Source organism: Desulfatibacillum aliphaticivorans DSM 15576, from assembly GCF_000429905.1.
Classification (GTDB): Bacteria; Desulfobacterota; Desulfobacteria; order Desulfobacterales; family Desulfatibacillaceae; genus Desulfatibacillum; species Desulfatibacillum aliphaticivorans.
Window position 1 is genome coordinate 81,873 of record NZ_AUCT01000010.1, and the last position, 23,469, is coordinate 105,341.

General features: G+C 55.9%; 34 protein-coding genes and 1 tRNA gene. 4 read left to right on the top strand and 31 right to left on the bottom strand.

Translation table 11 applies throughout. The annotated features are described in order from the left end of the window. Nucleotides 1–31: 31 nt before the first annotated feature. From G491_RS0111230 to G491_RS0111365, 27 genes are all read right to left on the bottom strand, one after another. Nucleotides 32–439 (bottom strand): DUF2190 family protein, encoded by a 408-nt coding sequence (locus G491_RS0111230; RefSeq protein WP_028314677.1) that lies wholly within the window; start codon nt 437–439, stop codon nt 32–34. A 35-nt stretch (nt 440–474) separates the two neighbouring features. Further along, nucleotides 475–1,653, bottom strand: coding sequence for a hypothetical protein (locus G491_RS0111235; RefSeq protein ID WP_028314678.1), 1,179 nt, complete (start codon nt 1,651–1,653; stop codon nt 475–477). 192 nt (nt 1,654–1,845) lie between these two features. Further along, entirely contained in the window at nt 1,846–2,376 is a 531-nt protein-coding gene (locus G491_RS33760; protein WP_051327184.1) for a phage virion morphogenesis protein, read from the bottom strand. Next, on the bottom strand, nt 2,377–4,614 hold the full coding sequence (locus G491_RS33765) for a phage head morphogenesis protein (protein ID WP_051327185.1): 2,238 nt from the start codon (nt 4,612–4,614) through the stop codon (nt 2,377–2,379). Between the two features lie 3 nt (nt 4,615–4,617). Beyond that, complete coding sequence (locus G491_RS0111250; RefSeq protein WP_028314679.1) at nt 4,618–6,129, bottom strand: hypothetical protein; 1,512 nt, start codon at nt 6,127–6,129, stop codon at nt 4,618–4,620. Then, complete coding sequence (locus tag G491_RS0111255; protein ID WP_028314680.1) at nt 6,129–6,653, bottom strand: DUF3486 family protein; 525 nt, start codon at nt 6,651–6,653, stop codon at nt 6,129–6,131. Before G491_RS0111255 ends, G491_RS0111250 begins: the two co-directional genes overlap by 1 nt. Beyond that, on the bottom strand, nt 6,654–6,902 hold the full coding sequence (locus tag G491_RS0111260; RefSeq protein ID WP_028314681.1) for a hypothetical protein: 249 nt from the start codon (nt 6,900–6,902) through the stop codon (nt 6,654–6,656). Beyond that, nucleotides 6,899–7,213, bottom strand: coding sequence for a hypothetical protein (locus G491_RS30410; RefSeq protein WP_035218569.1), 315 nt, complete (start codon nt 7,211–7,213; stop codon nt 6,899–6,901). The genes G491_RS0111260 and G491_RS30410 overlap by 4 nt, the downstream gene beginning before the upstream one ends. Continuing rightward, a complete protein-coding gene (locus G491_RS30415) occupies nt 7,214–7,432 on the bottom strand; it encodes a TraR/DksA family transcriptional regulator (RefSeq protein WP_035218572.1) in 219 nt (72 codons plus the stop codon). It lies immediately after the preceding gene. Between the two features lie 4 nt (nt 7,433–7,436). Next, the gene (locus G491_RS33770; RefSeq protein ID WP_051327186.1) at nt 7,437–8,009 is read right to left on the bottom strand and encodes a 3TM-type holin; all 573 of its coding nucleotides are present in this window, start codon (nt 8,007–8,009) and stop codon (nt 7,437–7,439) included. 4 nt (nt 8,010–8,013) lie between these two features. Next, complete coding sequence (locus G491_RS0111285) at nt 8,014–8,469, bottom strand: M23 family metallopeptidase (protein WP_028314682.1); 456 nt, start codon at nt 8,467–8,469, stop codon at nt 8,014–8,016. Nucleotides 8,470–8,782: 313 nt separating this feature from the next. After that, complete coding sequence (locus G491_RS0111290; RefSeq protein ID WP_028314683.1) at nt 8,783–9,100, bottom strand: helix-turn-helix domain-containing protein; 318 nt, start codon at nt 9,098–9,100, stop codon at nt 8,783–8,785. A gap of 11 nt (nt 9,101–9,111) precedes the next feature. Next, the gene (locus G491_RS33775) at nt 9,112–9,579 is read right to left on the bottom strand and encodes a hypothetical protein (protein WP_051327187.1); all 468 of its coding nucleotides are present in this window, start codon (nt 9,577–9,579) and stop codon (nt 9,112–9,114) included. Beyond that, nucleotides 9,579–10,304 (bottom strand): radical SAM protein, encoded by a 726-nt coding sequence (locus G491_RS0111300; protein ID WP_028314684.1) that lies wholly within the window; start codon nt 10,302–10,304, stop codon nt 9,579–9,581. The genes G491_RS33775 and G491_RS0111300 overlap by 1 nt, the downstream gene beginning before the upstream one ends. Continuing rightward, a complete protein-coding gene (locus tag G491_RS0111305) occupies nt 10,301–10,822 on the bottom strand; it encodes a hypothetical protein (protein ID WP_028314685.1) in 522 nt (173 codons plus the stop codon). The genes G491_RS0111300 and G491_RS0111305 overlap by 4 nt, the downstream gene beginning before the upstream one ends. A 2-nt stretch (nt 10,823–10,824) precedes the next feature. Further along, entirely contained in the window at nt 10,825–11,202 is a 378-nt protein-coding gene (locus tag G491_RS0111310) for an ASCH domain-containing protein (RefSeq protein ID WP_028314686.1), read from the bottom strand. A 3-nt stretch (nt 11,203–11,205) separates the two neighbouring features. Next, a complete protein-coding gene (locus tag G491_RS0111315) occupies nt 11,206–11,901 on the bottom strand; it encodes a DUF2786 domain-containing protein (RefSeq protein ID WP_028314687.1) in 696 nt (231 codons plus the stop codon). Next, nucleotides 11,901–12,356: a gp16 family protein gene (locus tag G491_RS0111320; RefSeq protein WP_051327188.1), complete on the bottom strand. Its 456-nt coding sequence runs from the start codon at nt 12,354–12,356 to the stop codon at nt 11,901–11,903. Before G491_RS0111320 ends, G491_RS0111315 begins: the two co-directional genes overlap by 1 nt. Then, nucleotides 12,353–12,637 carry a hypothetical protein gene (locus G491_RS0111325; RefSeq protein WP_028314689.1) on the bottom strand — a complete coding sequence of 95 codons (285 nt, stop codon included), beginning with the start codon at nt 12,635–12,637 and terminating at the stop codon, nt 12,353–12,355. Before G491_RS0111325 ends, G491_RS0111320 begins: the two co-directional genes overlap by 4 nt. Before the next feature lie 3 nt (nt 12,638–12,640). Beyond that, entirely contained in the window at nt 12,641–12,847 is a 207-nt protein-coding gene (locus G491_RS0111330) for a hypothetical protein (protein WP_028314690.1), read from the bottom strand. A gap of 49 nt (nt 12,848–12,896) precedes the next feature. Then, entirely contained in the window at nt 12,897–13,418 is a 522-nt protein-coding gene (locus G491_RS0111335; protein WP_028314691.1) for a host-nuclease inhibitor Gam family protein, read from the bottom strand. 87 nt (nt 13,419–13,505) lie between these two features. Continuing rightward, nucleotides 13,506–13,937, bottom strand: coding sequence for a hypothetical protein (locus G491_RS0111340; protein WP_028314692.1), 432 nt, complete (start codon nt 13,935–13,937; stop codon nt 13,506–13,508). A gap of 87 nt (nt 13,938–14,024) precedes the next feature. Next, entirely contained in the window at nt 14,025–14,327 is a 303-nt protein-coding gene (locus tag G491_RS0111345) for a helix-turn-helix domain-containing protein (RefSeq protein WP_084511484.1), read from the bottom strand. After that, a complete protein-coding gene (locus tag G491_RS0111350) occupies nt 14,320–14,637 on the bottom strand; it encodes a hypothetical protein (RefSeq protein ID WP_157468233.1) in 318 nt (105 codons plus the stop codon). Before G491_RS0111350 ends, G491_RS0111345 begins: the two co-directional genes overlap by 8 nt. A 17-nt stretch (nt 14,638–14,654) precedes the next feature. Beyond that, the gene (locus G491_RS0111355) at nt 14,655–15,377 is read right to left on the bottom strand and encodes an AAA family ATPase (RefSeq protein ID WP_028314695.1); all 723 of its coding nucleotides are present in this window, start codon (nt 15,375–15,377) and stop codon (nt 14,655–14,657) included. 159 nt (nt 15,378–15,536) lie between these two features. Continuing rightward, the gene (locus G491_RS0111360; protein ID WP_028314696.1) at nt 15,537–17,864 is read right to left on the bottom strand and encodes a Mu transposase C-terminal domain-containing protein; all 2,328 of its coding nucleotides are present in this window, start codon (nt 17,862–17,864) and stop codon (nt 15,537–15,539) included. Nucleotides 17,865–17,873: 9 nt separating this feature from the next. Next, nucleotides 17,874–18,545: a hypothetical protein gene (locus G491_RS0111365; protein WP_028314697.1), complete on the bottom strand. Its 672-nt coding sequence runs from the start codon at nt 18,543–18,545 to the stop codon at nt 17,874–17,876. Nucleotides 18,546–18,592: 47 nt separating this feature from the next. Between G491_RS0111365 and G491_RS0111370 the strand changes: the two genes are divergently transcribed. Further along, entirely contained in the window at nt 18,593–19,060 is a 468-nt protein-coding gene (locus G491_RS0111370; protein ID WP_028314698.1) for a hypothetical protein, read from the top strand. Nucleotides 19,061–19,075: 15 nt separating this feature from the next. On the opposite strand, the gene G491_RS30430 is transcribed toward G491_RS0111370, so the two are convergent. Both G491_RS30430 and G491_RS30435 read right to left on the bottom strand, forming a co-directional pair. Then, on the bottom strand, nt 19,076–19,579 hold the full coding sequence (locus G491_RS30430) for a hypothetical protein (RefSeq protein WP_035218577.1): 504 nt from the start codon (nt 19,577–19,579) through the stop codon (nt 19,076–19,078). A gap of 39 nt (nt 19,580–19,618) precedes the next feature. Continuing rightward, nucleotides 19,619–19,897 carry a helix-turn-helix domain-containing protein gene (locus G491_RS30435; protein ID WP_051327189.1) on the bottom strand — a complete coding sequence of 93 codons (279 nt, stop codon included), beginning with the start codon at nt 19,895–19,897 and terminating at the stop codon, nt 19,619–19,621. A 30-nt stretch (nt 19,898–19,927) separates the two neighbouring features. Between G491_RS30435 and G491_RS0111385 the strand changes: the two genes are divergently transcribed. The 3 genes from G491_RS0111385 to G491_RS0111395 all read left to right on the top strand — a co-directional run bounded on the left by G491_RS0111385 (nt 19,928) and on the right by G491_RS0111395 (nt 22,131). After that, the gene (locus G491_RS0111385) at nt 19,928–20,323 is read left to right on the top strand and encodes a hypothetical protein (protein WP_028314699.1); all 396 of its coding nucleotides are present in this window, start codon (nt 19,928–19,930) and stop codon (nt 20,321–20,323) included. Nucleotides 20,324–20,575: 252 nt separating this feature from the next. Beyond that, a complete protein-coding gene (locus G491_RS0111390; protein ID WP_084511485.1) occupies nt 20,576–21,274 on the top strand; it encodes an XRE family transcriptional regulator in 699 nt (232 codons plus the stop codon). Nucleotides 21,275–21,291: 17 nt separating this feature from the next. After that, nucleotides 21,292–22,131: a hypothetical protein gene (locus G491_RS0111395; RefSeq protein WP_028314701.1), complete on the top strand. Its 840-nt coding sequence runs from the start codon at nt 21,292–21,294 to the stop codon at nt 22,129–22,131. Nucleotides 22,132–22,581: 450 nt separating this feature from the next. On the opposite strand, the gene G491_RS0111405 is transcribed toward G491_RS0111395, so the two are convergent. Next, a tRNA-Lys gene (locus G491_RS0111405) sits at nt 22,582–22,655 on the bottom strand. 136 nt (nt 22,656–22,791) lie between these two features. Continuing rightward, complete coding sequence (locus G491_RS35445) at nt 22,792–22,968, bottom strand: hypothetical protein (protein ID WP_157468236.1); 177 nt, start codon at nt 22,966–22,968, stop codon at nt 22,792–22,794. Nucleotides 22,969–23,469 lie beyond the last annotated feature (501 nt).

The window sequence follows — 23,469 nt, forward strand, 5'->3', positions numbered from 1 at the left end:
GTTCGCCTCCTTTTATTGGGTCAGTAGGTGGTTATTCTGCGTCAACGCCCAGGTAACGAGGCCCAAGCAGCTTGACTTCGATCAGGTCGCCGTCCGCCGTGGAGGGCTCCAGGGCGATGCAGAAATACTGCGCGTTGTCCGTGGTCACCTTGACGCCATGGTAGTTGCTGTTGGAGCCCAGGGGATCGCCTGCGGCGATGTTCACGCTGTTTCCGTCCACCACAAGCAGGCTGGTGCCTTCGGTCGCGATTTCGGCGACTTCGCCCTGGGCTTCGGGAGCGTTTTGCAAGACGCCCAGGACCGTGGTCCCGGCCGAAGAATCGCCGTAGTCGAACTCTTCGTCGCTTGCGATGGCGGCCGCGTGATACTGATTGTCGGAAAGATCCCGGGCCGCTGGCCTGCTTATGGTTCCTGCCGGTTTGGATTGTACGCCTGCCATAATTCACCTCCGTGTTTGCAAGTTTTAGGGCGGACTTATTTGACCAGCCCGGGGTTTTCCTTGGCGACTTCCAGCAGGGCCTCGCTAAAGGAGATTCCATCTTCCTTGGCCCGCTTCCTGGCCATGGCCGCGATCTTTTCGTCATCGCCGCCCGGATGCACATCCTTGTCCGGCCCGGCGATTTCGGAGAAGTCGATGAGCTTGGGCAGATCCGCGAGAAACCCCTGGAACCAATCAGCCGGGGTTTGCTTGGCCTGGCCTTCGGCGAACTCGATCTCGGTTCCGGCGTCCAGCCCTTCCATGAATTCCTGGATGCCAGCGTCTTTCCATGCCGGGGCGATGGTTCCGTCCTTGATCCCGGCTTCCACAAATGCGGCGATTGCCTTTTTGCGGGTTTCCTTGGCCTCCTTGGCCTGTTGTTCCGCGAATTCCGCCTCCGCCTGTTCGCGGGCTTCCTTGGCCGCCTTGTCGGCCGCTTCCTTTCGGGCCTGGTTAATGTCCGCTTCCGAAAAGCTGACTGCGGTTCCTGCGGGTTCGCCTTCGGGCATGTCGTCAACCGCTTTGCCGAAAGCCTCTTTTACTTTGTCTTTCCAACTCATGGCCTTGCCTCCTGTGTTAGTGGGGTCTGAAAACATCGGTTCATCAAGAGGGGATGCAAGCACTTCCTCGATTTCCCATTCGGGAACGATGCCGTCTGCGGCGTCCTTGCCTTCCTTTTCGATGATCCATTCGCGCAATCTTCTAAAAATCCTTGCCAGGGACTTCATTTTGTACGAGTCGATCTCCTGGCCGAATTCAATGGTTATGGATTCCTGATCCCCGGAAAACTCGATATTTTTGAGCCCCTTGATTGCCGGGGGAACGGCGCCCAAAAAGCCCACGTGCTTTAAGGAGCCGTCCGGGTAAAAGGAAGCCGAGCGTTTTTTGTACAGGCCCTTTTCCACCAGGTCGGCGAACTCGGGCTGCACCTGGTTGAATGTCGCCTCCAGGATCTTGGCTCCGTTTTTGTCCACAGCCCGCAGGGCGGACACCCAGCCGAAAGCCGGGGCGTTGGTCTTGGGATGCCCGCACACGATGGGCGGCTCGTGTTCGGCCAGGTCAAAAGAGGCCACGGCCTTTTCGATGAGCTTGTTCACGTCCTGCTCCCGGCCTTTGCTGTCCCGGTGAGTTCCCCCCCTGGCTATTTCCACCCAACCGCTTAATCCCTTTTTCATGCCGCCTCTCCTTGCCCTCGTTCCCATGCTGTGCGTGGGAATGTTTTCATCTCGTTCCCATGCTGTGCGTGGGAATGCTTCCCGGCCCGCCTTATTTCGATTCTAAGCCCCCGCATCCTGAACCCGCCCTGTCATGCGGCCGGGCCTTGTTTAAAAAGACACGGGCGTTTTTAAACGTGTTCTGAAAGCCCTTTAAGCCTGCTCCAGGATGTCCACGAGCGACTCCCTGATTTCGCCCCAATCCTCGGGCTGCACCATCATGAACGGCCGGGCCGGGATGTCGCCCCATGGCAGGGTTGTTTTCCTGTTGTGCGAACTCACCTTGACGCCGTCCCTGCGGGTGAACGATTTCACCCGGACAACCTTTTGCCCGAACTGTCCTTTCCTGGCGCCGAAATGGAGCGTGGCCGCCTTGATGCTGTTGGCCGAAAGCACCACCTTGTCCGGGAAGGCCTGGTAGGAAATGCTCCGCATGAGTTCCCCGGACCTGACCAGGATCTGGCCGGGCCATTTTTTTTCTGCAATGCGCCGGGAGATGGTGACGTCCGAAAGCCCCTGCCACGCTGGGCGGCCGCCGACCTCGAAGTTCCGCAGAATGCTTGCGTGGACGATTTCGCCGATGACTTCCATGACCGGCGTCAGATCGCCCAGGCGCTGAAGCAGCTTGCCAAGCAGGCCAGCGACCTCCGCGTCATCCACGGATATGACCTGATTCACGCCCATTTACGCGGCCTCCTTGAAAGGCATGTTCGCCCATCCCGGATCGGGGATGAGATACCGGGCGGGCATGGTGTGGCCGGTGGCCGGGTCCACGGGTTCGATCAGGGTGTTGGTGGGGTCCACCGTTTCGACCTTCCACTTGTTGCGGGCGATCTCCCGGGCGGACACAGCCACGACCGTGCAGCGGCAGTTAAAGCCGTTGGGCGGATACCACTTTTCCCAGACAGGGTGATCCCACCGGAATATCTTGCCGTGCATGGCCGCGTGCTCCGGCCGGGAGCTTGCGTCCAGGACGGCCATATACCGCCAATAAGGCCGGGCCGCCTTCATGGCCGGGGTGGTCAACTGCCTAAACCGCCCGCCCTGATAGCTGACCTGCATGTTCGTGCGCCAGATGGTGTTCACCCGCCAGGGCCTCAATGCCTTGTAGCCCTTGCTTTCAAAAAGGGCCGGCATGGCCTTCATGAAATTTTCCAGGGTGGAGCCTTCCTCCATGGCCTTGAGGATTTCGGCCTTGACCATGGCCAGCAAATCGGCGCTGGCCACGCCCGCGATGCGGAAAGCCTTGTCCCGGAAGTAGTCCATGGCTTCCTTGAAAGGAGTCCCCGGCCCCCATTCCGCCTCGGAAAAATCGGCCTCGGATTCCACGGATTCAACGCCCAGGGCGTCGGCTTCCATCAGGGACGCGGCCAGGGCTTCGGCAATGGATGCGGAGTCCATGGACAGGGAGTCTATTTTGGCGGCCGCCTTCTTGAGGGAACCGGCCCCACGGACAAACCCGGAAATCTGCCCGAGCCAGGCTTCCATCAGGGACGCGGCTTCCTTCACGCGGGAATCCGCCCTGGCGTCCAGATCCCGCTGGAAACTTTCCTCCGACAACTCGATCACGGCCTCGGCGAATTCCGCGGCGCCGTTCTGTTTTTCGGCCTCCGCCATAATGCCTTGCATGGCTTCGGGCGTGATCAGCTCATCGCCGCCCGGCCTTGGCTCCAGGCCCAGGCGATCGCGGGCTTCGTTTTTGCTGATCGTGCCGTACTTGAAGTGGTACTCATACAAGGGGCTCTGGGCGTCCTTGGCGTTTTCGGGCCTGGGCAGGTTGTAGGTTTCGTACCAGTAATCGTCATCAACCCGGACGCCGATTTCCTTGGTCAGCGTCTTGTCCCGTTCGGCCAGGGCTTTCAAATCCTGCTCGGGCTCCACCCGGAACCACATCCGGGGATATTCGGTGACGCCGGAATAGTTGTAGTCCACCATCCAGGGGATGAGGCTTTCGTTCAGGCATTCGGCCAAAAGATCCGCGTCCGCCTTCAGGATGTCCTGGCGGACCGCTTCCTGGGAATCCTCATTGCCCAGCTTGCCGGGGGTGCCTTCGGTGGATGCGGTCTGGCCCAGGACCGCCTTGGAAATCTGCTTGTCCATGTATTCGCACACGGTTTCATACGTGACCTTGCCGCCCCGCTTGGCCTCCAGGAATTCCGCCGCCATGCCCTCCGGGATGGTGATGCAGGTTTCGTTTTGGATGGCGTCCAGGGTGGCAAGCAGCTTGTCCTTGGCGTCCTGGTCGGCGTTGGGCGGGTATTTGCCAACGGCCGTGGGCATGCCGAATTTTTCCAGGAAAACCATCCAGTATTTGATGCCGTGCTTTTTAAACCAGACGCTCCACCAGAGCTTTTGGCCCAGGCCCTTGCCGTAAGGCGAGTCGGAATCGCCGTAACAGAAAACCAGGAATTTGCGGTCGGGAACCGGCTCGCCGTCCATCATGTTTTCCGGGGTGAGAAGCCGCAGCTCCCGTTCGTCGGTAAAGGCGAAGCGGCGCGGGTGCTTGCCGATGATCTTTTTCGGGAGCCATTTGCCGCCACGGTTGGTCCACATGATTTCTCCCACGCGGAACCCGAAAAGCACGGCCTGCATCAACTCCTGGATGGCCTGGGTGAAGTTAAACCCGCCCAGGGCTTCCTGGACAAAGTCCGCTATTTCCTGGCCGCGTTCATCATCCGAGCCTGGCCTGACCTCAAGCTCGCACCCGGCAACGGCCAGGGCGCGGGTTTGCAAAACGCTGGAGGCGTGGGAGTCGCGGTCCACCTCATCGTACAGCCGGATGCCTTTGCCCCCCGCCTGGGTGCGCAAGACAGGGTCCGGGTTTTCCAAATGCCCGAACCATCCCGCAAAAAGGTCGATGTCCTTTTTGATGGAGGCTACTTCATTTTTCTCGGGCTTTTTAGTGACTTGTTCCTCTGTCATGGTTTACCCCATAAACCCGTCCATGCGGGTGGATGCGCGTTTTTTGCCGGTGGAGTTGAAGTCGATTTCCACGCCGTCGATATTCTGGACGGCGTACCAGGCCATGCACCCGGCTATGGCCGAATCCCCGTGGCGCTGCCCTCCGTCCGAGCCTTTCGTCCGGTAATCGTCCGGCACCTTGGCCACGCCTTTTCTCATCTTTACGGACCGATGATCCTCCAGGATGTCCGAGTCCCTGGGGATAAGGATTTCCTTGTCTTCAAAGGCCTTTTTGTATTTGGGCATGGTTTCCTGATACCAGCCCTGGGACGGACTAACCATGTGGATGCGTGCGGAGCCGTAGCGCTGCATGGCCACTTCGGCCAGGTATTGGCCGTTGCCCCGTGAGTCCAGGGCGCCGCCCGTAAAACGCGGCAGCCTGTCCACGATGTAAAAAAGCACATGCCTTTGCTGCTCAAACGGGACGTTTCTCAAGTCCGCAACAAAGGGCGCGTGGTATTTCAGGCCGGGCTGTTCCTGTAATGGGAAGATGTCGGTCAAGTCGCCTGTCCGGCCGAAGTCCTCTCCAAAGTAGGTTTTCAAGTATGGGTCCAGCCGATCCAAATGCGGCTTAAGGTTTTCCTCGCACCATTCCCTTGCCGCCTTTTCCCGGACGAATTCATGCTCGTGGACGAAAGAGTCCTTGCACTTCCAGCGATAAACCGGGATGTCCGGGCTCATGCACGAAAGGACCAAAGTCCGGGCCAGGTAGATATCCGCGCCATGGGCCGGGATCACGAACAATTCCTCGTCTGCGTCGTCGCCGTAATTGTCCACAACGTCCTTGCGCCAGGCGTCCTGGCCTTCCTGGGTCCATTCGATGCCGCGCCGCAGGCAAACGCGGCCGTAAAGTCCGTCCGCCAAGGCGTCGTCAAATGTGGTGGTGTGGAGGGAATAAGGCTTTTTCCCCGCCTTGATAGCCTCGATCAACTCGTTGAATGGGTTGTCCACGCCGTTATGGGTGGAAATGATAACCACGCGGCCGCCCCAAATCAGCATGGCCATGGCGGCCTTGATAAGCCCGGCCAGGTCGTCGTGAAAGGCCGCCTCGTCTATAACGATCTTCCCCTGCTTGCCGCGCAGGTTGGCGGGCCTGGAGGATAAGGCGACAATCTTGTGCCCGGAATGAAACCGGATGCGAAAGGCCAGGATGCTTTTCTTTTCGTCGGCTTCGTCGTCAAACAGGAATTCCTCAATCTCCCCGGCCGCCTCGTTGTAAAACCGCGCCCAATCCGCGCAATCCTCTATGAACTCCTGGGCCATGTCCTTGTTGTAGCCGATGTAAAACACGTCCATGCCATTCTCGGAAGCGGCAAGGAGGGTGTCTTCTCCGGCTTCGCCCCAGGAGGCGCCGATCCGCCTGGATTTCTCCCACAGTTTGACCTGGGCCTGATCCTTGGCCCATTCTTGCTGGTAGCCAAGAAACACAGCCGGAGTGCGGTGGGAGCGGTCTTCTTTTCCAGGGTGGCCTTTCATCAGTTGGCAATCCCCAATATCTTGCGTTTGATTTTGTCGGCAGCGTCATCGGACAGGCCGCTCTTTTTCACGGCGTCCGCCACTTCGCCAGCCACCTTTTTGACCCGGGCGGCCAGGTCGGCTTTCAACTTTTCCCGGGCCACGGAAGAGGCTTGCAGCTTGGCCACGTCCGAAATCAGCCGGGGAATCTCCAAAATGTCCGCCTCCCCGGAAACCAGCCCGGCCATGACCTTTTGCAGCATCATCTTGGAGGTGGCTTCCTCCAAGGTCAGGCCTTCGCCCACCTCGGACTTCAAGGCCTGGGCCTGGTCTTCAAACTGTTTGACGGCCTGATAAGCCTCGAAAAACGTCTTGCCGTACCGGCCCATGGACGAACGGCTGATGTCATGGCCGCGATCCTTGCAATACTGGCAGGCTTCCTCGTAGGTGGCCCCTTCCAGGAGGATGCGGTGCAGTTCTTCCCGGAGATCCCGGGGAAGCTCCGTCTCGATCCGGGAGCGTTTCCTGATTTTGGCGTGGCCCATTTATTCCAACTCACTTTCCAGGGCGGCGATCTTCCCGCAGGTTTCCAGGTATTCGGCTTTCAGGGAGGCGGCTTCCGACAAATGAACGGCCGCGCCTTCAATGTCCAATTGCTCGATGGACGTCACCGTGCTGGCGGCCAGGGTGTTTTTGACGGCCCGCAAATTGGCCGCGATCCGGCCTGCAAGCTCAATCTTTTTGGGTTTCAGGTCGGCGATGTGTCCTTTGATGATGGCCCTTTGCGTATTCATTGACCGGTCTCCTTTCTGACCATGGGGCAGAAGGTGTTGTTTTTGATGGCGTTCACCAGGTTGGTTTGGGCCTGGGTGTTCAGGTGGATGATTTCGGCCAGCTCGTTGGCCAGCTTCTGGTAATTGGTCACAAGCTCCACGTTGTTTTCGTAGAACTTGGCCAGGGTGGCCATGTCGTTTTTGTACTCCGCCAAAATCCGTTCGGTGCGGCGCTGATCCACATACCAGACGATAAAAATCAGGCCTGGCAGACCCAAAACGCTGGCGATCACCCCAATTGTCGAAGCCGGTATGGTTTCAAGGATTCCCATTTATCCTCCCGTGGTTTTATGGAGCCGTTCGTATTCTTCCTGACAGTCAATGCATCTTTCACAGCCGGGTACGGCTTGCCGCCTGGCCAGGGGGATGGGGTCTCCGCAATCCCGGCATGTTTCGTATGTGCGTATGCCCGGCCTTGTCCTTGCCGCCGCTATGGCCTGGCGGGTGAAATCTGCCTCTTTCTCTTGGGCCATGTCCGTGGCGTCTGGCATGCGCTTATCCTTGGCCGCGTATGGCTGACACGACGCTGGACACAATGCCTGGCTTTGCCACTTCGCCAGCCTTGGCGCGTTTCTCCTTGCCGCGATCCCAGGTTGTGACGCCCAGGATCGCCCCGAAGGATAGCCATATCCAGTCCGGAACGTTCGGCACCTCGCAATGCGCCAGGGGTAAAATTACGTAAACAGCCAAGGCTGTGACTGGAAAACAGAAGCCGATAAAGGGCCGCCATGAGTATTGAATCCAATGCTCGGACTTCCCTTCTGTCCGCATAGTCGAGTTGACTTCCTGGATAGTCGTCACACGTTCGGCCGATTCAATGCGGGCGTTTTCCACCACCAGCTTTTGGAGTTCCAGGGTGTTTTGTAGTTCCAGTTCCCGGAGCTTGAGAGCGGCTTCCGGGTCGGCGTTTATGGCGGCTTCCAGGGCCTCGGGATCGTCGGGATCTGTCCCGAACAGGGAGGCAACCAGGGTTCCAAGTGCTGCGCCTCCGGCCGGGCCTGCCACGGCTGTTCCGAGTAAGGGCGCTCCCACCTTGGCGATCGTCTTGCCAACTGATTTCCAATCCATGCGTTTATTCCCCCATGAACAACGCCGGGTCGGCGTGCTCGATCTGCAAATGCACGTGGGGCTGCATGTCCGGGTGGTTGTACCGTTGGGTGATGTCCTGGGCCGTGCCGATGACTTCGCCCTGTTCAACGCGATCGCCAGGGCGTTCGGTGACGTCCACATAAAACATCTTGACCGCGACCTTATCGCCCTGGATAAGTACGCCGCTGTATGGCCCTTGGGCGTATGGCCTGGCCAGCCGGATAACGCGGCCTGTAATGGGGGAGACAACGTCCTGGCCGGGTTCACAAAGGAAGTCCATGCCTTCGTGGATGCGTCCGCCTCGGGAGGCTCCGTAAAAACCGGCGCCGGCCGCATCGCTTCTCATGCACTTTCCGGTGGGGCTGATGATGATTTTTTCCATATCGTTTTCCCTCTCGTTCCCATGCTCCGCGTGGGAATGCATACGATTGTCCGTCATTCCCGAATGTCCCTATCGGGAACCCAGCGTCGTTGTATTTCTCCCTCCCCCTTGACGGGGGAGGGCCGGGGTGGGGGTGATTCCCCGCGCCATTTAGCCGCCGGGCTTCCCGGCCTCCGTCGCTCCCTCCCCCACTGCCACGTTGAAGGGAGGGAGCTTTCGGATGGAGTGATACTGATGGCCTACTGCTATGGCCCGGCAAGTGGGGGCTTGCAGGGCAAATCATGGGGCCTACTTTATGGGAAATATAGAGGGGAAGTCGCGCCGGTTTGTCCGGGTTTGTCCGCTTAATTTGATAAGTTGTGAAAAACTTTTAGATATCGAACAGGGAGAGTTGCTGGGGTTGCTCCGCATTGATGCGGGCGTAGGTTTGGTTGCGGATGAGGTAGGCCACAAGCTCGTCGTGTCTGACGCGCTTATGACCTCCTGTCGAGTAGGTATCGATGCATTCCGGGTCCATGGGGGTGGTTTCGCTGGGTCCGGGTTCGTAGGTGTTTGCGCGGCGGCGGAAAGTCCGGTCGGATATGCCCAGGATGCGGCACACGTCGCCCGGAGTATAGGACGGCTTGGCCGGGATCTTCGCGACATCAAGCATGCCCTTCAACTGCATTTCCGCCGTTTTAACGTCCATTTAAAACCTCTTTAAAACACGTATTCAACCAGCGCCAAGATCCCAAAGATTATTAAGACCGCAATAACCAGAATGCCCGGAACCGCCCACGTGTTGTCCGTAGGGGCAGGGTTTCCCTGCCCGTCTTTTGTAGCGGCGGGCCCCTGTGCCTGCCCCTCGTTCCCATGGTCCCCGTGGGAATGCATACCGGCGTCCATTCCATGGATTTCCCTCCATTTTTTTGACGCTTCCGGGCCGAAGCCTCTTTCCAGGCCGCGCTCCAAAATCTCTTGTTTCATGTAAACTGCCAGGTCCAGTACTTCCTGGTACGCATCCAAAAGGGCGTCCCGCCCGTTATGGGTGGTCAAAGGTTCGCCGTATTTTTTAATGCCAACCTGGATGCGCGCTTCCAGATCTTTAATCACTTCCGGCAATACCTCCACGCCCGGCCTTTCGCGGGTGGGCTTGGGTTGTCTGATTGCTGCTTTGCGTTCGCTCATTAGATGTTCCTCAATGATTTCTTTTCGGTGTAGTCCACGTCCAGCTCCAGGCACAGCATGCCCAGCTCACGGCGGAAATCATGCCAATGGATGCGGCTTTCCCGTTCTTTGTCGTGGTTGATTTTGCCGACTTTGTAGTGATCCACATACTTGTGGGTGGCGCGGATCACGGCCAGAGCCTGGGCGGGGTCTATGACCGGCTCCAAGGATATCCAGGTTTTTATGCCCATGGCCTTGGCGGTTTTTATGGCCGCTATTCTGCTTTTCACCGTGGCTGCAAACGGCTCCCAACGGTTGACCGAGCCTTGCTTGATCCATACAAGGGAGGTTCCGAAAGAGCATTTGTCGTACCCTTTCAACAAATGGAAATCCTTGATCGCTCTTAGCCCGCCCTTGGTCAAAACCGTAAATCTTAATTTATGATGAATTAAGATTTTGATTGCTTCGCGGGTGGCTTCCCCGCCCATCCACGGGTAAGGATCGCCGATGAATGACAAAAGGATTTCTCGGTCGTCGCCTTTGGCTTCCACCCTGGCCGCGTCATGTTCCAGCCTTTCCAGGGCGTTCTTTTTCAGTTGGGCCGGTTGGTTGAATGCTTCGCGCGCCTTCCTGGTGGCGCCGGGGGCGTAGCAGTACAGACACCCGTGCGGGCATGTCGTGTACAGGTTGCAGGCAAGAGGCGCGTATTCCCTGGCCGCCCCTTTTGGTTCGTAAATTATTTTCATTTTTTCAGACCCTTTTTAAAGTCCTCATAGATGCTTTTGCCGATGTCTTTGCTCAGGCTTTCGCCGTATCCTGCGGCGCGTGCTGCCTGGGCTGTGCCGTCGTTTTCGGCCTGGTTGCGTTCTTTTTCGATGATGACGGATTCCTCTTTGGCGATGGAGTAGGCGATGGCCCGCAGGTAGTTGTGTGAGTCGAGAGGAAGATCCGAGGGCGGCCTGGCAATCATGCGTTCGATGGCCCTGGCCCAGATTTCCGGGCGGTTTTGGAGCACCCGGTTGTTTTTCCATCCGATTTCAGCGGCCATGGCCAGGGAGTTTAATTCCTGGATCAGGCGGAGGGCCTTTTTCCATTGGAGTCCCCGGCCTGATGCAGGCCGGAAAAATCCCAGGTACGAAAGCGCCACGGGCGCCACGGCCTTGTTCATTTTGGCGACGATGCCCAGGCATTGCCGGGCGTCGGCGTCATTCTCCCACGCCTCCGCGCTATGGATTGCCCCGCATGACGGACAGACCATTTTCATGCTCACCACCTTATCAACACGCCCTCAAAGGGCAGGCCGTAGTTTTGACGGAAAAAATCGACAAACTTTTCGGTCAAGGGGAATCCATCATCCTGGGCCAGCTTGAAAGCGGCTTCTCCATTCAATTCCTTGCCGTCCAGGACCACGCTTTCATCCGTATTAATTCGGATCGGCTGCACAGACTGGCACACGGCCTCCCGAAGAAAGATGCGTTTGCCAGGCTTATAAGGCCCGGTATACATGCGCAGGATGTCGCCCGGCTTGATGGGCCGTTTCCGTTCCTTGCGGATGGTTTGATTCTTTAGTTCCGCCTTGACCATTGGCGCGAACTGTTTTTTGAACCCGACCACATGCTTGATTTGTTTTTTCTGTCCCGTCATGAATTACCCTCCAATCAGGTCTTGTTCGCCCTTGGAATTGACGCCGTGCCTCACGTACACCTGTGACCCGGCTTCGCTTCCGTCCATCATGGCCTGGACGTCGTGGATGCTGACATTATGCTTTTTGCGCGGCTTGGAATCGACCAGGGCGGGATATTTTTGATCCATATAAGCTGTGATCAGCCTGTCCTCTTCCTCGGTAAGCGGAGGCTTGGGCAGGTTTTTAAAAGCGGCAAGCACCCACATTTCAGACCAAAGATCCGCCCGCTTTGTTTTGGTGGCCCTTTTCAGGCGTTTGGGCAGGCTGGCCATGTAGGCTTTGCGCCCGGCGACCAGGCGGCGGCGGAGCACGTCAAAGGTGTAGGCGGCAATCTCGGGATTGGGCGTGCGGCCTATAAAGTCCACGGCGAATGTGTAGTTTCGCCCGTCCCATCCGGGCAGGGAAACCGTGGAGCAGCGGAACAGCGCCCTCACTTTGTCGATCAAAAAGCCAATGTGCCGTGGGGGATTGTTCGCCCCCTGGGCCTCCTGGGTTTTTTGCCCGCTGATGTCGGACATGGCCACTTCATCCATGGAGATGTTGTACTTTTCCATCATGGCCTGGGCGTGGCGCAATGCGGACGCCGCCTCGTTGACGTTGGAGCTCCGCCCCAAAGCCAGGCACTTTTTGATTTTTTCGATGATTTGAGAATGATCCATTACGCCTCCTTATCCCTTCCATGCCTTTGGGCGTCTTTCCGCAGGGCGGTTATAATCTTGTACAGGTCCTTGGTATCCACCCATGCGATGCGGTCCACCTTGCATATGCGTTTTGCCATGGAGTCCGCATAGGCCCACGGCCTCCCGGCTTCGGCCAGATAGGCCTCGATCTTTTTAAGCTGCGCGGATCTGCTGGACTTCGAGTCCATGTTTTTGGGGCGGCCCGGGTAAGAGTTGCGTTTTTTGCGAGTCGCCTTGAATCCGCAGTTTGCCAGGTGCTCTAAAACGGCGCGAAAGCCGTTAGCGTCCAAGTCCTTGGAGCTTTTGACCTTCGCGACGTTATGCAGCATCTCGCGGTACGTTGTTTCATCCATGCCAAGCTGATCCTTGGCTATATGGATTTTCGCCAGTTGCTTTTTGCGCCATACGGCGTAGTTATTGGGCTGATTGGTCATGCCGCTTTTGCCTCCTTGCGGATATTCCTGATTTTCGTGAGGTGCGGGCATTCCCCCAGGCGGACGCTCATGGGTACGTCCAAGTGGCTTCGCAGGGCTTGCATCATGCGTTTGGCCGATGCTTTGCTTTCGTGGGTGCAATGGGGTTCGGTGCCGAATTGTTTTTTGAGTTCCTGCCTGATTTCGTAGCCGCCTTTTGTTTGCCAGTACCACCAGTCGCACAGCGGCACGGGTTCTTCGTCCATATCCTCGATGATTACGACGTGGCATTTTAAAGCCATGATTTAAACCTCCATCCGATAAAGCCATTTTCCGCCGTCACGACGGCAATGGATAACGCGGCCATTTTCCCGCAGCTCGGCCACAATGGAATTGACCGCGCACACATTGGCCTGGGCTATGATTGCCATGGTGGAGAATTCCAGGCCCGAGGAAAGCAGGGCGTCCACCTTTTGAAGCCGTTCGCTTTTTTGTATGTCTGCCGCGTTCATTGCCGCCTCCGTTGGTTGGTAATGGCGGGCCTGGCAGCCCGCCTTCGGTTTACGCCGCCCTGTCCGTCAATTTGGTTTCGTCTGGCTCTATCCAGAACGTGTCTTTCTCCACGATCCGGGCGTCCACCATGGCCAGGCGTTCCTCGGGCCAATCCCGGAGAACGTCCTTGTTCACGGTTTCCTTGACGCGGATGCCTTCCGAAAAGCCCAGGGATTTCAATTTTTCAAGAATCGACGCCAGGGTCTTTTTGGGCTGGGCCTTGACTTCCTTGGAACGGCGAAACCCGATGCTTCCAAAATCCAGATCCACCGAGCGCTTTTTAGCGAACAGGGAGTCCTTGTTCATTTCAGCATAGGCCAGGAGCCCGTTTTCAATGGCCTCCATTTTTGTTTGCCACGGGGCGGCTGCGACCTCCGCGTCCGCTTTGGCCTGGTCGATGCGATCATTCATGTTCGCGTTGACGGCCTCGATCTCGCGTTTGATGGCGGCGATTTCCCGCAGGGCTTCGTTTGCTTCTTTCAGATCGCGTACAGGGTACAAGCTGTTTTTGTTGGGTTTTTTCCTTGCCATTTAAACCTCCATTTCGTTTGCGCGTAGCGCCATTTTGAAGTTCTTTGCGGAGCTTTCTTTCAAGAAAGCGACTCGCCGAAGGCTCTTTTAAGCCGCCGCATTCCCGCGTTTCAGAGGCACTATCCTGGCGACGTTGGCGAACACATTAATGCCGTCGCCGTTTTTAAGAGCCTCTTCCATGGCCTGGGCTTTGGCGTCGTAAAAGTCAGAGCAGGCCGCATACTGTTCAAATGTGATACCCAGGCGCCTTCCATATTTACGGTCGACAAAGCGGTCCGCCTTTTTATCCAGGCATTCATACAGGCTGATTATCGCCCTGCGTTTGCGTCCGGCTGGCATGGGTTCCGGGAAGGTCCACACGCCCCCGCCTTGACTCGCAGGCCCTGTTATGCGCCATGTCATGGCGTCGGATATAATGCTGTTGTTTTCCTCCTGGGCGCTCATAACCATGGATGCCGCAGCCACGCTCAGCGCCGCTACGATCCCGACCGCCGCTAATGTCAAAACTATTTCAATCATCGTTTATCTCCCCATTTAAAAAGTTTTTTGGAAAGGGGGTCCGGGGGAAAATCCTTTTGTTCACAAAAGGTTGTCCCCCGGCGCTTTTTATGCTTGCCCGCATTCCCGGCAGGCGCGCCAAAGACGCGCCCTGACAGGGCTTGACGGGGCGAATGGTTTTTTCCGTTCGGCAGCGCACCGGGACAAAGGGATTTCTCCCAGGACCGGGCAGTCAACCGTTCCCGTGCCGTAAACCTCCGCCACCCGCTGCATGATTCCGTCCGCGTTTCCCCGGTATTTGCCTTTAAGCACCTGGTTGACTGCGGAGGGCGAGTATCCGATTTGACGGGCTACGGCGCTTTGTCCGTGGGCTTCCACGGCCTCGTTGAGCAATGCCATGTGATCAGTCATTATCCGCCTCCTTGGGCCTGCATTCCTTGGCCGTCAAGGGCTGGTCGCATTTGTCGCAATAGACCGGATGATTCGGGCCGTTATCCCTGACCAGGCGGTAATTCCTGGCGCTGCCCGGGCGGCCGCCCTTGTACTCCCCGACCTCCGCAACAAAGCCATGGATCAGCAATTGCCGCAGGTAGCGCTGGAGGTTGTTCAGCCCGGCTCCGGATGTGCGGCACAGATCCGGGATGGTAAAGCGGCGCAGGATGCGCATGCTTTGCCACGCCTTGGACCTGGCGTTTCCCTTGGTGCTTTTTCTACGCTGCATCCCTTTGACTCCCGGCATTATTTCCCCCTCTTGGTAAAGTCGGGTTGATCGTAGAACAAAGGCCTGTCCCCCCAATGATCCATGGTCACAAGGCCCATGCCGTTGGTCTTGCCGAAGGTTTCCACCTTGCTTAGGGCCGTGGACATGCGGCCTATGTTGGCGCAGGCCTCCTTGTGGATGTAAGCCAGCAGGACGTCATCGATGCCCACCTCGCACATGGTGTCCGCCAAAACGCGGGCGTCCGCCAGGTCGATGCCTTTAAACTCGATCCATTGGGTGATGCGCCTTGCAAACCGGCCGTTTGTGCGGATTTTACGGGCCATAAGCTCCATGCCGATCAGGATCACCGGAGAGCCGGTCACGTCGTAAATGTCCCGCAAGGTGTCCACCATTTGAGGCTGGCGAAACAGGTAATCCGCCTCATCCACGAATATGGGCCGGGGTTCCTCCATCAGGGCCTGGGTGACGGTGTTGGCCATGGGGGCGATGCGGTAGAGCGGCTCGTATCCAAGCTCCACCATCAAGGCGCCCATCATGGTTGTGACTGTCCAGGAACTCATGGCCCGGACGAAAATCCCGTTCATGGCGTTGGTGGCGTAGGCCACGGTGGTGGACTTGCCCTCCCCGGGAATGCCGAAAAGCAGCCCCATGCCCTCAACGCCGAAAGGGCGGTCCCGCAGCTCGTGAACCGCCGCCAAAAACCGCCGCACATTCTTGGTCATTGCCATTTTGTGTTGCATCTGATACCTCCTGTTTAGTGTTTAGTTTTTCCGGGGGAGCGCGTCCGCATAACGCCTTCCCCGGACCCTCTTTAGCCTCATGCCCCCTATTTAAAGTTTTTTGGAAAGGGGGTTTGGGGGAAAATCCTTTTGTTCACAAAAGGTTTGCCCCCAAGGTCTTTACATGGCCGCCCGTTTGTTCCGTTCGGCGAACGGCGCCCAGCCCGCCTTATGCAGGCCGCGCTTTTTGCCGGTTTCCATGCAGTGTTCAAAATCATCCACCCATTGCTGCTCCTGGGCCGTGAGTTCGGCGCCGGCCCGGATTTCGTCCGTAAGCCACTCGTAAGCCTCGAAATCATCAGAAGGATAGCGGCGCTGGGCCTGCTTGCGTTCGGCCAGTTCGATCACCTTGGCGGCGGCTTGATCCTGGGCGGGCGTCAATTCCGGGACTATCGGCGCCACGTCGATCACGCCCCGGCGTTCGGCTTCGATTTCCGCAAGCTGGTTTTCCTTGAGCTTGGCGCGGCGGGCGGCGCGCTGATCAATGCATTGTTCCTCAACGGATTTCGGGAACCACCGCTTTTCATTGGCCCTAAACCGGGCGATGCAGATCAGGCTTTCGTCCTGATCGCGCACCCACACGCGGTCGGGATCGTGCCAGTCGTAATGCACAAACACCTTTTGGCCGTGGAAGTGCTCCAACTCCGGGTCGTAGTATGGGTTGCCGAAAACCGTCACCTGGGCGCGCCTGGTCGTAACCATGATGCAGGGCCGGAAAAGGTCGGTCAGTTCGTGTTCTTCCAGAATTACGGGCCGCCATCCTTCGGCAAGATAAGAGCCCCACATTTCCATGGGCGTCATGTGGCGGCGGCGGCCTGTTTTCGGGTCCGTAACCTTGGGAAGGTGGGTGTGGGGCCGATTGTTGTATCTGTCCACGGTGTCCCGGCACAGGTCCAAAAACTGCTTCCAGGTGGGCAGCAAATCGCTCCGTCCCATGGTGCGGACGTCCTTTTCCACCTGCAAATACACCTTGCGGGCCACGGTTTTATCCATGTCCTTGTGGGTGCATGTGGGCAGCTTTTTGGCGGCCCGTATCCACAAGGGCTTGTTCAATTGCTCCACGATTCCACGGGCCTGGGCGTTGCCAGGGATGCCCACCTTTTGGGTGGTCCCGATGCGGGCCAGGAGTCCGGTCACATCATCCGAAATCACCTTGGCCATGTTGCCCGCGCCGCGATCGCTGTAAAATATGGCCGGGACGCCGCCAATCAGCTTTTTCTCATTTACTGTCACGCCGTGACGCAGGGCGTCCGCCACTGTTTTGGCGGATTCGGCCAGGCCAACGCTCCACCCCACGCACACCCGCGTTGCAACATCAATGACGGCGCAGCACTCGGGATGGAAGGCCCCGCCATGTGCGGGATGGGCCACCCTGGCCTTGAAGGAATGGCCGTCGCACACGTAAATGGATGTCGGCATAAGATCGGAATCGTCGCGGATGATGTGGCCGCGAATGGACCGAAGCTGCTGGGGGCTCATGCGGCCCTTGTTCCGGTCCTTGACCGAAATCTTTTTCAAAAAGCGGTAGGCTTGATCCCGGGTGGGAATAGGAAAACCCGGGGGCGCTTCGTCCTGCATTTCCTCCAAAGCGGCCGGAACGGAGGGCTTTGCAGCTTTGCGGTAGCACTCCATGAACAACCCCGCCCAGGCTGGCAGATCCTTTGGGTCCGCCTTCTTGGGGGCCAGAGCCGTAAGCCCGGACTTGACGTCCTTTTTCCAACGGAAAAGGGTTGTCCGGGAGAGGGTCCGCTTGCCGTCCTTGCCTTTACGGGCGTTGGCAACGGAAATGAGCCCTTGAAGATGTTCCGGCAAAACGCCGCACTCCGCTTCTTCTATGAGGGATTGGGCCGCCTGATTGGCGCCCATGGTTTCCGCCCGATTGTTCCACTCCTGGATGATTGCCAGCCGGGCTTCCATGGTTTTCCGTTGCCAGCCCTTCAAATCCTCCGGCTTTTGCTTTACCTGCTTGGCCGGAGCCTGGGCCTTGGGCCTGGGCGCAAGGGCGTGCATCCAATCCTGTTCCGGCAAGCCTGTCACCTTGTTAAGCCACCGGTAAATATTGGATTCGCTGTGTCCGGCCTGTTTGCCGACCACCTCAATGGCGCTGGCCTGGGTAGCCCCAAGATTCATGTGGCCGTAAACCGCCTGGACGGCAAGCAGGCGTCTGGCCGCCGTCGCCTGGATTTCCAGAGCTTCCGGCGACGTCCCGGAGCAAACCGGCGCGGGCAGGTTTTCATCAGCCTTTACTTGGCCTTCAAAAAGCTGGATTTGGGCCTGGATGGGCTTGGGAAGCAGGGAATACAAATAACATTTTTTCCTTGTGCCGTTATCCACCCGGACAACATAACTCCAGCTTTCATTTGTCGCCCGCTTGCGGATCGCCCTGTCTCCAACTCCAGTGATTTTTGATAATTCCAGGGCGGTATAATATGGTTGAACCTGGATCATGGTTACCCCCTAATTCGCTGCTACAACCGTTTTCAGGGCGTCCAGGTGGCGTGTGATGGCTTCCTTGGACGTTTCCTTAAAGCCGCCCTCCTTGGCCTTCTCGATCTCGATTAGAAAAGCGTCAAAGGCCCCTTTAAACTCGGGCGAATACAATTCATCCTTGTTTAGCCCTTCCCTGATTTTTTTCACGGTCTGCTGGACCGTTTCACCCTTGATTTTCTTGACCGTGTCCGACACATGGCGGGCCGTGATCTTCCCCTCGGGCGCCGTCTTCAACGCTTCAAACCAGGCCCCGGGCCTATCCTCCACGGGCAGCTTGCTTAAGGGGCGAACCTGGGCTTCGTTGGCCGGGACAGGATGTTGCCAATTGGCAACATTTTGCCGCCCATCGTCGAAGTCAACAGGGTCGATGCCCTCGTTGGAAATCAACCGGACCGTGTCGGCGGCGTCTATTAAGCGCAATGCGTAGGATCTTGATATCTCAAAGAAATCCCGAATATAGGCTTCCCAGGTTGGATGGGTGGAGCGGTAAAGCCTGGACTCCAACATCTCCTTGAGAGCCAGGCCAACAGCGATAAATCCGGCCATATTCCGTTTGATGATGCCTTCCAAGGCATCCCGCCTGTCCTGCTCAAATTCAGTCAATTCCTCGGGTTCAAACACTTCAACTTGATTTTTCATGGGTCACCCTCTATGTAAGAAGCCATTCCTTTTGGAGGTCAAAACCTATGGACATTACCGGTTACGCTGAACAGACACGGGAGCTTTCCGAGACAATCCTCCATCATCTTGACCAGGAGGACACGGACGCTTTGTTTGCTGATCTGAAAGGGCGGTCTTTTTTGGATTGGGTTGATCAAATAGATTTCGACCGCGAAGAGATTTACGGCTTAATTCTCGCTCTTCTAAAGCACGGCGAACCACGTCTCCTGGGCAGTAACCCGAAGCAACGGCGCTTCCTGCTTTTGAAGGCCTACCACCTTTGTATACAGGCCCACACCCTGCTTGAAATTCATGATCATATCCGGTGGCTTGAGATCGGGGAGCAGCATCACGGCCTGTTTGAAGTGATCTGTAAGGCCTCCGATGCTTATGACCTGCTCTTGCGTACACAAATCCATCAATGGCCGTTAGGGCCTGAATCGCCGTTTGCAAACAACGGGAAACCATCCCAGCCAGACGAACCCGATAAGTAGCTTGCATATCCTTCATCATTCACCCCCTGCGGTCTTTATCAGCACGGACATGGTCCGTTTTTGGCTGCTCAGCCGTTTGATTTCTTCCTCGATCTTTTGCATCTGGGCGCGGAGGGCGTCCTGGCCCGGCATGGCAAAACAGCCCGATGCCTCCGCCAGCAGCTCCAACGGTTCCGTGTTGTCCGTCACCCGGCAGAACGCTGGCAGGTATTCAGCCGGAAACCGGTGGCCTTCCTTGGATTCCGCCGTCCATGTGTCCAGCATATATCTGGATATTTCCACGTCGCCCAATAAATGGGACATCTCCCCGGCCACCTGGACCCTGGAAAGGGGGCATTGCTTCAAGGCGTGCTTGATGCTTATTCTTAATTTCTCCCGGACGTTCGCCGTCCCTTCCGTGGACGGCGCGGACTTTAAAGCCCGGACCTTTGCCGCCACCGCCTCCACCTGCCGGTAGTCGAAATCCAGGGCCATTTGTTGAGGCCCCTTGGCGTCTGTTTTTTTCCGAACTTTAGGCATTGCTTAAACCCTCACAAGTTTGATAAGGTTCACAATACGTTAGCGTTGCTCTTTGACTGCGACCGCACGCAGGCCGCTTAACGGCCTGTTGTCCGCGTCGTAACGGCTGGGCCAGATGTCCCAGGGCTCCACGCCTAAAATATCGGCGATGATGCGCTCCATGCGCGGCAAGGGCCTCCGAAACACATCGTATGCGGACGTTTCGGCGTACCCGTTATCCGGGCCAAGCAGATGCAGATTCGTGCCCCGCATTTCCAGGGCCGCTTTGATTTGCGCTTTGTGCCAATCCCGGGGCTCTTTGCGTTTCGTTTGCGCCATATGATTCATCTCTTGTTTTAAGGAGTTGGTATGCCAGAAGATTCCGGTATTACAGCCGTACAACTTGGGAACCTGTGGATGTCCTTTGTCACTAACAAGCTCGAAGGCGTCTTGGGCCTGAACCGCCAGGACGTCAAGGACGCCTTGCTCAACCTGGATGACTCGGGTGAACTCCAGAGCATTCGCGATAAACATCGGCAAGAGACCGATCTCTTAATTGACCGGATCTTTGATTGTAGTCATGAGCAACTTCTTGCATTAGGCAAAGAAGCTGATCCCATGACATTAGCTCTTGTTCTGGATCGGGTGTATGCTGGGGTTGAAACGATTGGAGCCCTTGCAAAGCAGCAAACTCCTCTTCCAAAGCCTCCGCAAGGGTTTGACGATTTTTTTCGAATCTTGATGAAGCAAAAGTTTCACTCATGATCCAGCTCCTTTTCGGCTAAGGTCCCCGGCCCTGCCAGGCCGGTTTTTTTAGACTGTCTACTTCCTAATGTTTGGACTGACAATGGTTATAAGCCAATATCTCTTGGTATGTCAATAAGAAATCTTGGTTCCAGCGTAAGATAGGTTTGTTTTCTGACAAAGAGTTCTTAACTATATGGAAAAGCAAGATAATCAAATGGGTTCCGGCGACCAAGTAATATTCCGGCGTTAGTTCCGGCGTGGAGGCATGATATGTGGGACCAACAACTGTTTAGTGTACGTATCAAGGAGCGGCGCCTTTCGCTTTCCATGACCCAAGAAGACTTGGCTAATTTGGTTGGTGTCTCGAAAACGACCATCCAGAATTATGAAGCAGGGGCTTCACCGAAAGCTGAATTTATAGCCTCCCTGTCAATGGCCCTGGACTGCGAGATAGCGTGGCTCCTAACAGGCGAAGGCCCCATGAAGCGCGGCGAGGCGGCGCCCGCGCCCAACCTGGACCCGGAAGGCGGCCTGGATCTGGACGAATTCGACTATCTGCCCATGACCCATGCGGAATTGGCGGCCGGGGACGGCCGGGTGGTGCTTGAGGAAGGCTATAAGAACAGGTTCGCATTCAGGCGCGATTGGCTGCGGCGTGTTGGCCTTAACAAATCCCACGCCGTCTTGATGGTGGTTCGCGGCGACTCCATGCTGCCCACGCTCGAGGATCACGATACGGTCATCGTTGACCTCAAACGAACGCGCATTGACACCGGCCACATTTACGCGGTAAACATTGGCGACGATATGTTAAGCATAAAAAGGCTTGAGTCTCGCGGGGCAAGGGTTCGCGTCATCAGCGACAATAAAGAGCTTTACGAACCATACGAAATGAACTCAAGCGACATTCGCATCATCGGCCAGGTCGTCTGGTTTTCCCGCCAACTCGTTTGGAACAATAACGACTAAATCCCATGGAGGGGAAAATGAGAAAAATATCTATAGCCGCATTGATAATTGGTTTCTTTTTTTTCGCGGCTTGTTCTCCCGGGATGGATACGCCTATAAAAGCGTCTTCAGAAGAAGAACTTGAAAATTCCATAAAGAGCCTTTCAAAAAATATTACCCAGGATGAAAAAAAGACTCTCATGGAGGCAATGTTTTTCCTTGCTATAAAGGACGAAGATATCTTTTCCCTTCTGACGCCAACAGATCCTGACAGCTACAATAAAAAGATGTACGGCCTCTGGGACGGAAAGACTCCGAACGAAATAATCAAAGAAGCAAACAAGGAGCGTTTGGATAGGAAAACCAAGGAACTGGACAATATTCGTGGGGAAATCCATGAACTCAAATTGAAAAAGGTGATGCATGACGCGAACAAGCAGGAACTCGACAGTATAATAATTTCTAATGCGCGTTTTTATCACAGAGAAGGAATGCTTTTTAATCAACCAATTATTGAATTTGATATCGAAAATCTTTCAAGCATGTCTTTAGCCCGCATCTTTTGTCATGGGGTAGTATCCACCCCTGGCAGATCGGTCCCGTGGATTTCCGAAGATTTTAACCATCCTATTTCCGGCGGAATCGAACCCGGAGAAAAATTGCATTTGACGCTTGCCCCGAATATGTTCAGCGAATGGGGCGATAAGGATGCGGAAAACAGAACCGACACGATACTAACCGTGGAACTGGTCAACATTGAAGGCCCAGATGGAGAGAAGGTTGTTCCTCCCTTCAGTAATTACGATCAGAAACGGCTGGCTTCTCTTCTTGAAAACGAAAACACGTTACTGGAAGAAATTGAAAAGTTGTCCGTTTAAGTGGTTTTTAAAAGGCTTTGAAACCAAAAAGGCCAGGCGTCTGTTTTAACGCTTGGCCTTATCAATAATGTCCCCGACTCAAAACTATTTCACACGGTCCCAAATCAAATGCAATTCTAAGCCTTTTCCAGGATAATCAAAAGGCCAGTCCCAAACCGGCGCCCCTTTTAGACATCACTCAATCCAAACCGCCAAATCCCCCGCCCCCCTTTGCTCTTCCCACCCATTCCCGCCAAATCCCGCCCATTCCCGCCTATCTTCCCCAGTCCCAAACCAAATGCTTCTCTTCAGTATCGGCAGTCATTGGAGGGCGAAAATATAGCCAAGGGAGCCAAGAGTAAAGAAAAGGAATAGGATTTTGGGCAAAATTTCGGCAAAACTACGAAGGACTGACCTGCTAACGAAAAAAAGGATCGGGATAACATCCCGATCCTTTAGGAATTTCTGAAGTGGGCCGTGAAGGAATCGAACCTTCAACCTTCTGATTAAGAGTCAGCTGCTCTGCCTAGTTGAGCTAACGGCCCTTGTCGCGCCGGGCTTGACCTCCCCCGTGCGAAGGTGGTGAGTACCAGCCTCAGCCGGGTTTGTCAATCGTCTTTTTCAAAAAAGTGCATTTTCCATTAGATTAACGTGAGCGGCTAATAACAACTTGGCCCCCTATCATTTCGGCGGCGGCGGCGGAGGCGCTTCTTTTAAAACGGACGCCGCAAAATCCGGTTCGCATTTCTTTTTAATGAAAGCAGCCAGCTTAAATGGATCCACTTCCAGGGAGATCGTCCCGCAATCCGGGCAGGCGGAAATTCTCCTGGCGGTCTCCACTCCTGGTGGAATGGTCATTCTTTCCTTCAAATGCCCCGGGCTGAAATAGAGGCCAAATATTAAAGGAAGCCTTCTGTTATGAGGGGACTTCACTTTCAATGATCCAGGTGCAGCCTTGCTCTCTCCGCAACTGCGGCATGTTCCACTTTTTTCATACTCGCCCGTTCCTTCATCCGGGCGGGCAGATCTGGCGAACCTCCGGAAGTAATCCTTCACGGCTTTGGGATCGGAAGGGCAGAGAACCATCCCGCAGTTCAAGCAGCAAATGGCATTCGGATAGATATTCAGTCCGGGAAAAAAGGGGATGTATTTCCACTTCCTGTTTTTCAGCCTGAAAATTAAAAAGTAAAATTTTAATTCAATTCCCGGTCCTAACTCGCCCAGGATGAACGAATCTTGCTGTTGGCATCTGGTGCAACGGGTTTCAGGATTCTCAAGCTGCTTTGATAATTACCTTCTTTGAATTTGAGACGCCTCATCATGCTTTCCCATATTCATAATGACGAGTATAATCGCAAC

What these genes read in the sequence shown, in the direction of transcription:
- G491_RS0111230 (WP_028314677.1), bottom strand. Translation starts at nt 439, where the DNA reads ATGGCAGGCGTACAATCCAAACCGGCAGGAACCATAAGCAGGCCAGCG.
- G491_RS0111235 (WP_028314678.1), bottom strand. Translation starts at nt 1,653, where the DNA reads ATGAAAAAGGGATTAAGCGGTTGGGTGGAAATAGCCAGGGGGGGAACT.
- G491_RS33760 (WP_051327184.1), bottom strand. Translation starts at nt 2,376, where the DNA reads ATGGGCGTGAATCAGGTCATATCCGTGGATGACGCGGAGGTCGCTGGC.
- G491_RS33765 (WP_051327185.1), bottom strand. Translation starts at nt 4,614, where the DNA reads ATGACAGAGGAACAAGTCACTAAAAAGCCCGAGAAAAATGAAGTAGCC.
- G491_RS0111250 (WP_028314679.1), bottom strand. Translation starts at nt 6,129, where the DNA reads ATGAAAGGCCACCCTGGAAAAGAAGACCGCTCCCACCGCACTCCGGCT.
- G491_RS0111255 (WP_028314680.1), bottom strand. Translation starts at nt 6,653, where the DNA reads ATGGGCCACGCCAAAATCAGGAAACGCTCCCGGATCGAGACGGAGCTT.
- G491_RS0111260 (WP_028314681.1), bottom strand. Translation starts at nt 6,902, where the DNA reads ATGAATACGCAAAGGGCCATCATCAAAGGACACATCGCCGACCTGAAA.
- G491_RS30410 (WP_035218569.1), bottom strand. Translation starts at nt 7,213, where the DNA reads ATGGGAATCCTTGAAACCATACCGGCTTCGACAATTGGGGTGATCGCC.
- G491_RS30415 (WP_035218572.1), bottom strand. Translation starts at nt 7,432, where the DNA reads ATGCCAGACGCCACGGACATGGCCCAAGAGAAAGAGGCAGATTTCACC.
- G491_RS33770 (WP_051327186.1), bottom strand. Translation starts at nt 8,009, where the DNA reads ATGGATTGGAAATCAGTTGGCAAGACGATCGCCAAGGTGGGAGCGCCC.
- G491_RS0111285 (WP_028314682.1), bottom strand. Translation starts at nt 8,469, where the DNA reads ATGACGGACAATCGTATGCATTCCCACGCGGAGCATGGGAACGAGAGG.
- G491_RS0111290 (WP_028314683.1), bottom strand. Translation starts at nt 9,100, where the DNA reads ATGGACGTTAAAACGGCGGAAATGCAGTTGAAGGGCATGCTTGATGTC.
- G491_RS33775 (WP_051327187.1), bottom strand. Translation starts at nt 9,579, where the DNA reads ATGAGCGAACGCAAAGCAGCAATCAGACAACCCAAGCCCACCCGCGAA.
- G491_RS0111300 (WP_028314684.1), bottom strand. Translation starts at nt 10,304, where the DNA reads ATGAAAATAATTTACGAACCAAAAGGGGCGGCCAGGGAATACGCGCCT.
- G491_RS0111305 (WP_028314685.1), bottom strand. Translation starts at nt 10,822, where the DNA reads ATGAAAATGGTCTGTCCGTCATGCGGGGCAATCCATAGCGCGGAGGCG.
- G491_RS0111310 (WP_028314686.1), bottom strand. Translation starts at nt 11,202, where the DNA reads ATGACGGGACAGAAAAAACAAATCAAGCATGTGGTCGGGTTCAAAAAA.
- G491_RS0111315 (WP_028314687.1), bottom strand. Translation starts at nt 11,901, where the DNA reads ATGGATCATTCTCAAATCATCGAAAAAATCAAAAAGTGCCTGGCTTTG.
- G491_RS0111320 (WP_051327188.1), bottom strand. Translation starts at nt 12,356, where the DNA reads ATGACCAATCAGCCCAATAACTACGCCGTATGGCGCAAAAAGCAACTG.
- G491_RS0111325 (WP_028314689.1), bottom strand. Translation starts at nt 12,637, where the DNA reads ATGGCTTTAAAATGCCACGTCGTAATCATCGAGGATATGGACGAAGAA.
- G491_RS0111330 (WP_028314690.1), bottom strand. Translation starts at nt 12,847, where the DNA reads ATGAACGCGGCAGACATACAAAAAAGCGAACGGCTTCAAAAGGTGGAC.
- G491_RS0111335 (WP_028314691.1), bottom strand. Translation starts at nt 13,418, where the DNA reads ATGGCAAGGAAAAAACCCAACAAAAACAGCTTGTACCCTGTACGCGAT.
- G491_RS0111340 (WP_028314692.1), bottom strand. Translation starts at nt 13,937, where the DNA reads ATGATTGAAATAGTTTTGACATTAGCGGCGGTCGGGATCGTAGCGGCG.
- G491_RS0111345 (WP_084511484.1), bottom strand. Translation starts at nt 14,327, where the DNA reads ATGACTGATCACATGGCATTGCTCAACGAGGCCGTGGAAGCCCACGGA.
- G491_RS0111350 (WP_157468233.1), bottom strand. Translation starts at nt 14,637, where the DNA reads ATGCAGCGTAGAAAAAGCACCAAGGGAAACGCCAGGTCCAAGGCGTGG.
- G491_RS0111355 (WP_028314695.1), bottom strand. Translation starts at nt 15,377, where the DNA reads ATGCAACACAAAATGGCAATGACCAAGAATGTGCGGCGGTTTTTGGCG.
- G491_RS0111360 (WP_028314696.1), bottom strand. Translation starts at nt 17,864, where the DNA reads ATGATCCAGGTTCAACCATATTATACCGCCCTGGAATTATCAAAAATC.
- G491_RS0111365 (WP_028314697.1), bottom strand. Translation starts at nt 18,545, where the DNA reads ATGAAAAATCAAGTTGAAGTGTTTGAACCCGAGGAATTGACTGAATTT.
- G491_RS0111370 (WP_028314698.1), top strand. Translation starts at nt 18,593, where the DNA reads ATGGACATTACCGGTTACGCTGAACAGACACGGGAGCTTTCCGAGACA.
- G491_RS30430 (WP_035218577.1), bottom strand. Translation starts at nt 19,579, where the DNA reads ATGCCTAAAGTTCGGAAAAAAACAGACGCCAAGGGGCCTCAACAAATG.
- G491_RS30435 (WP_051327189.1), bottom strand. Translation starts at nt 19,897, where the DNA reads ATGGCGCAAACGAAACGCAAAGAGCCCCGGGATTGGCACAAAGCGCAA.
- G491_RS0111385 (WP_028314699.1), top strand. Translation starts at nt 19,928, where the DNA reads ATGCCAGAAGATTCCGGTATTACAGCCGTACAACTTGGGAACCTGTGG.
- G491_RS0111390 (WP_084511485.1), top strand. Translation starts at nt 20,576, where the DNA reads ATGTGGGACCAACAACTGTTTAGTGTACGTATCAAGGAGCGGCGCCTT.
- G491_RS0111395 (WP_028314701.1), top strand. Translation starts at nt 21,292, where the DNA reads ATGAGAAAAATATCTATAGCCGCATTGATAATTGGTTTCTTTTTTTTC.
- G491_RS35445 (WP_157468236.1), bottom strand. Translation starts at nt 22,968, where the DNA reads ATGACCATTCCACCAGGAGTGGAGACCGCCAGGAGAATTTCCGCCTGC.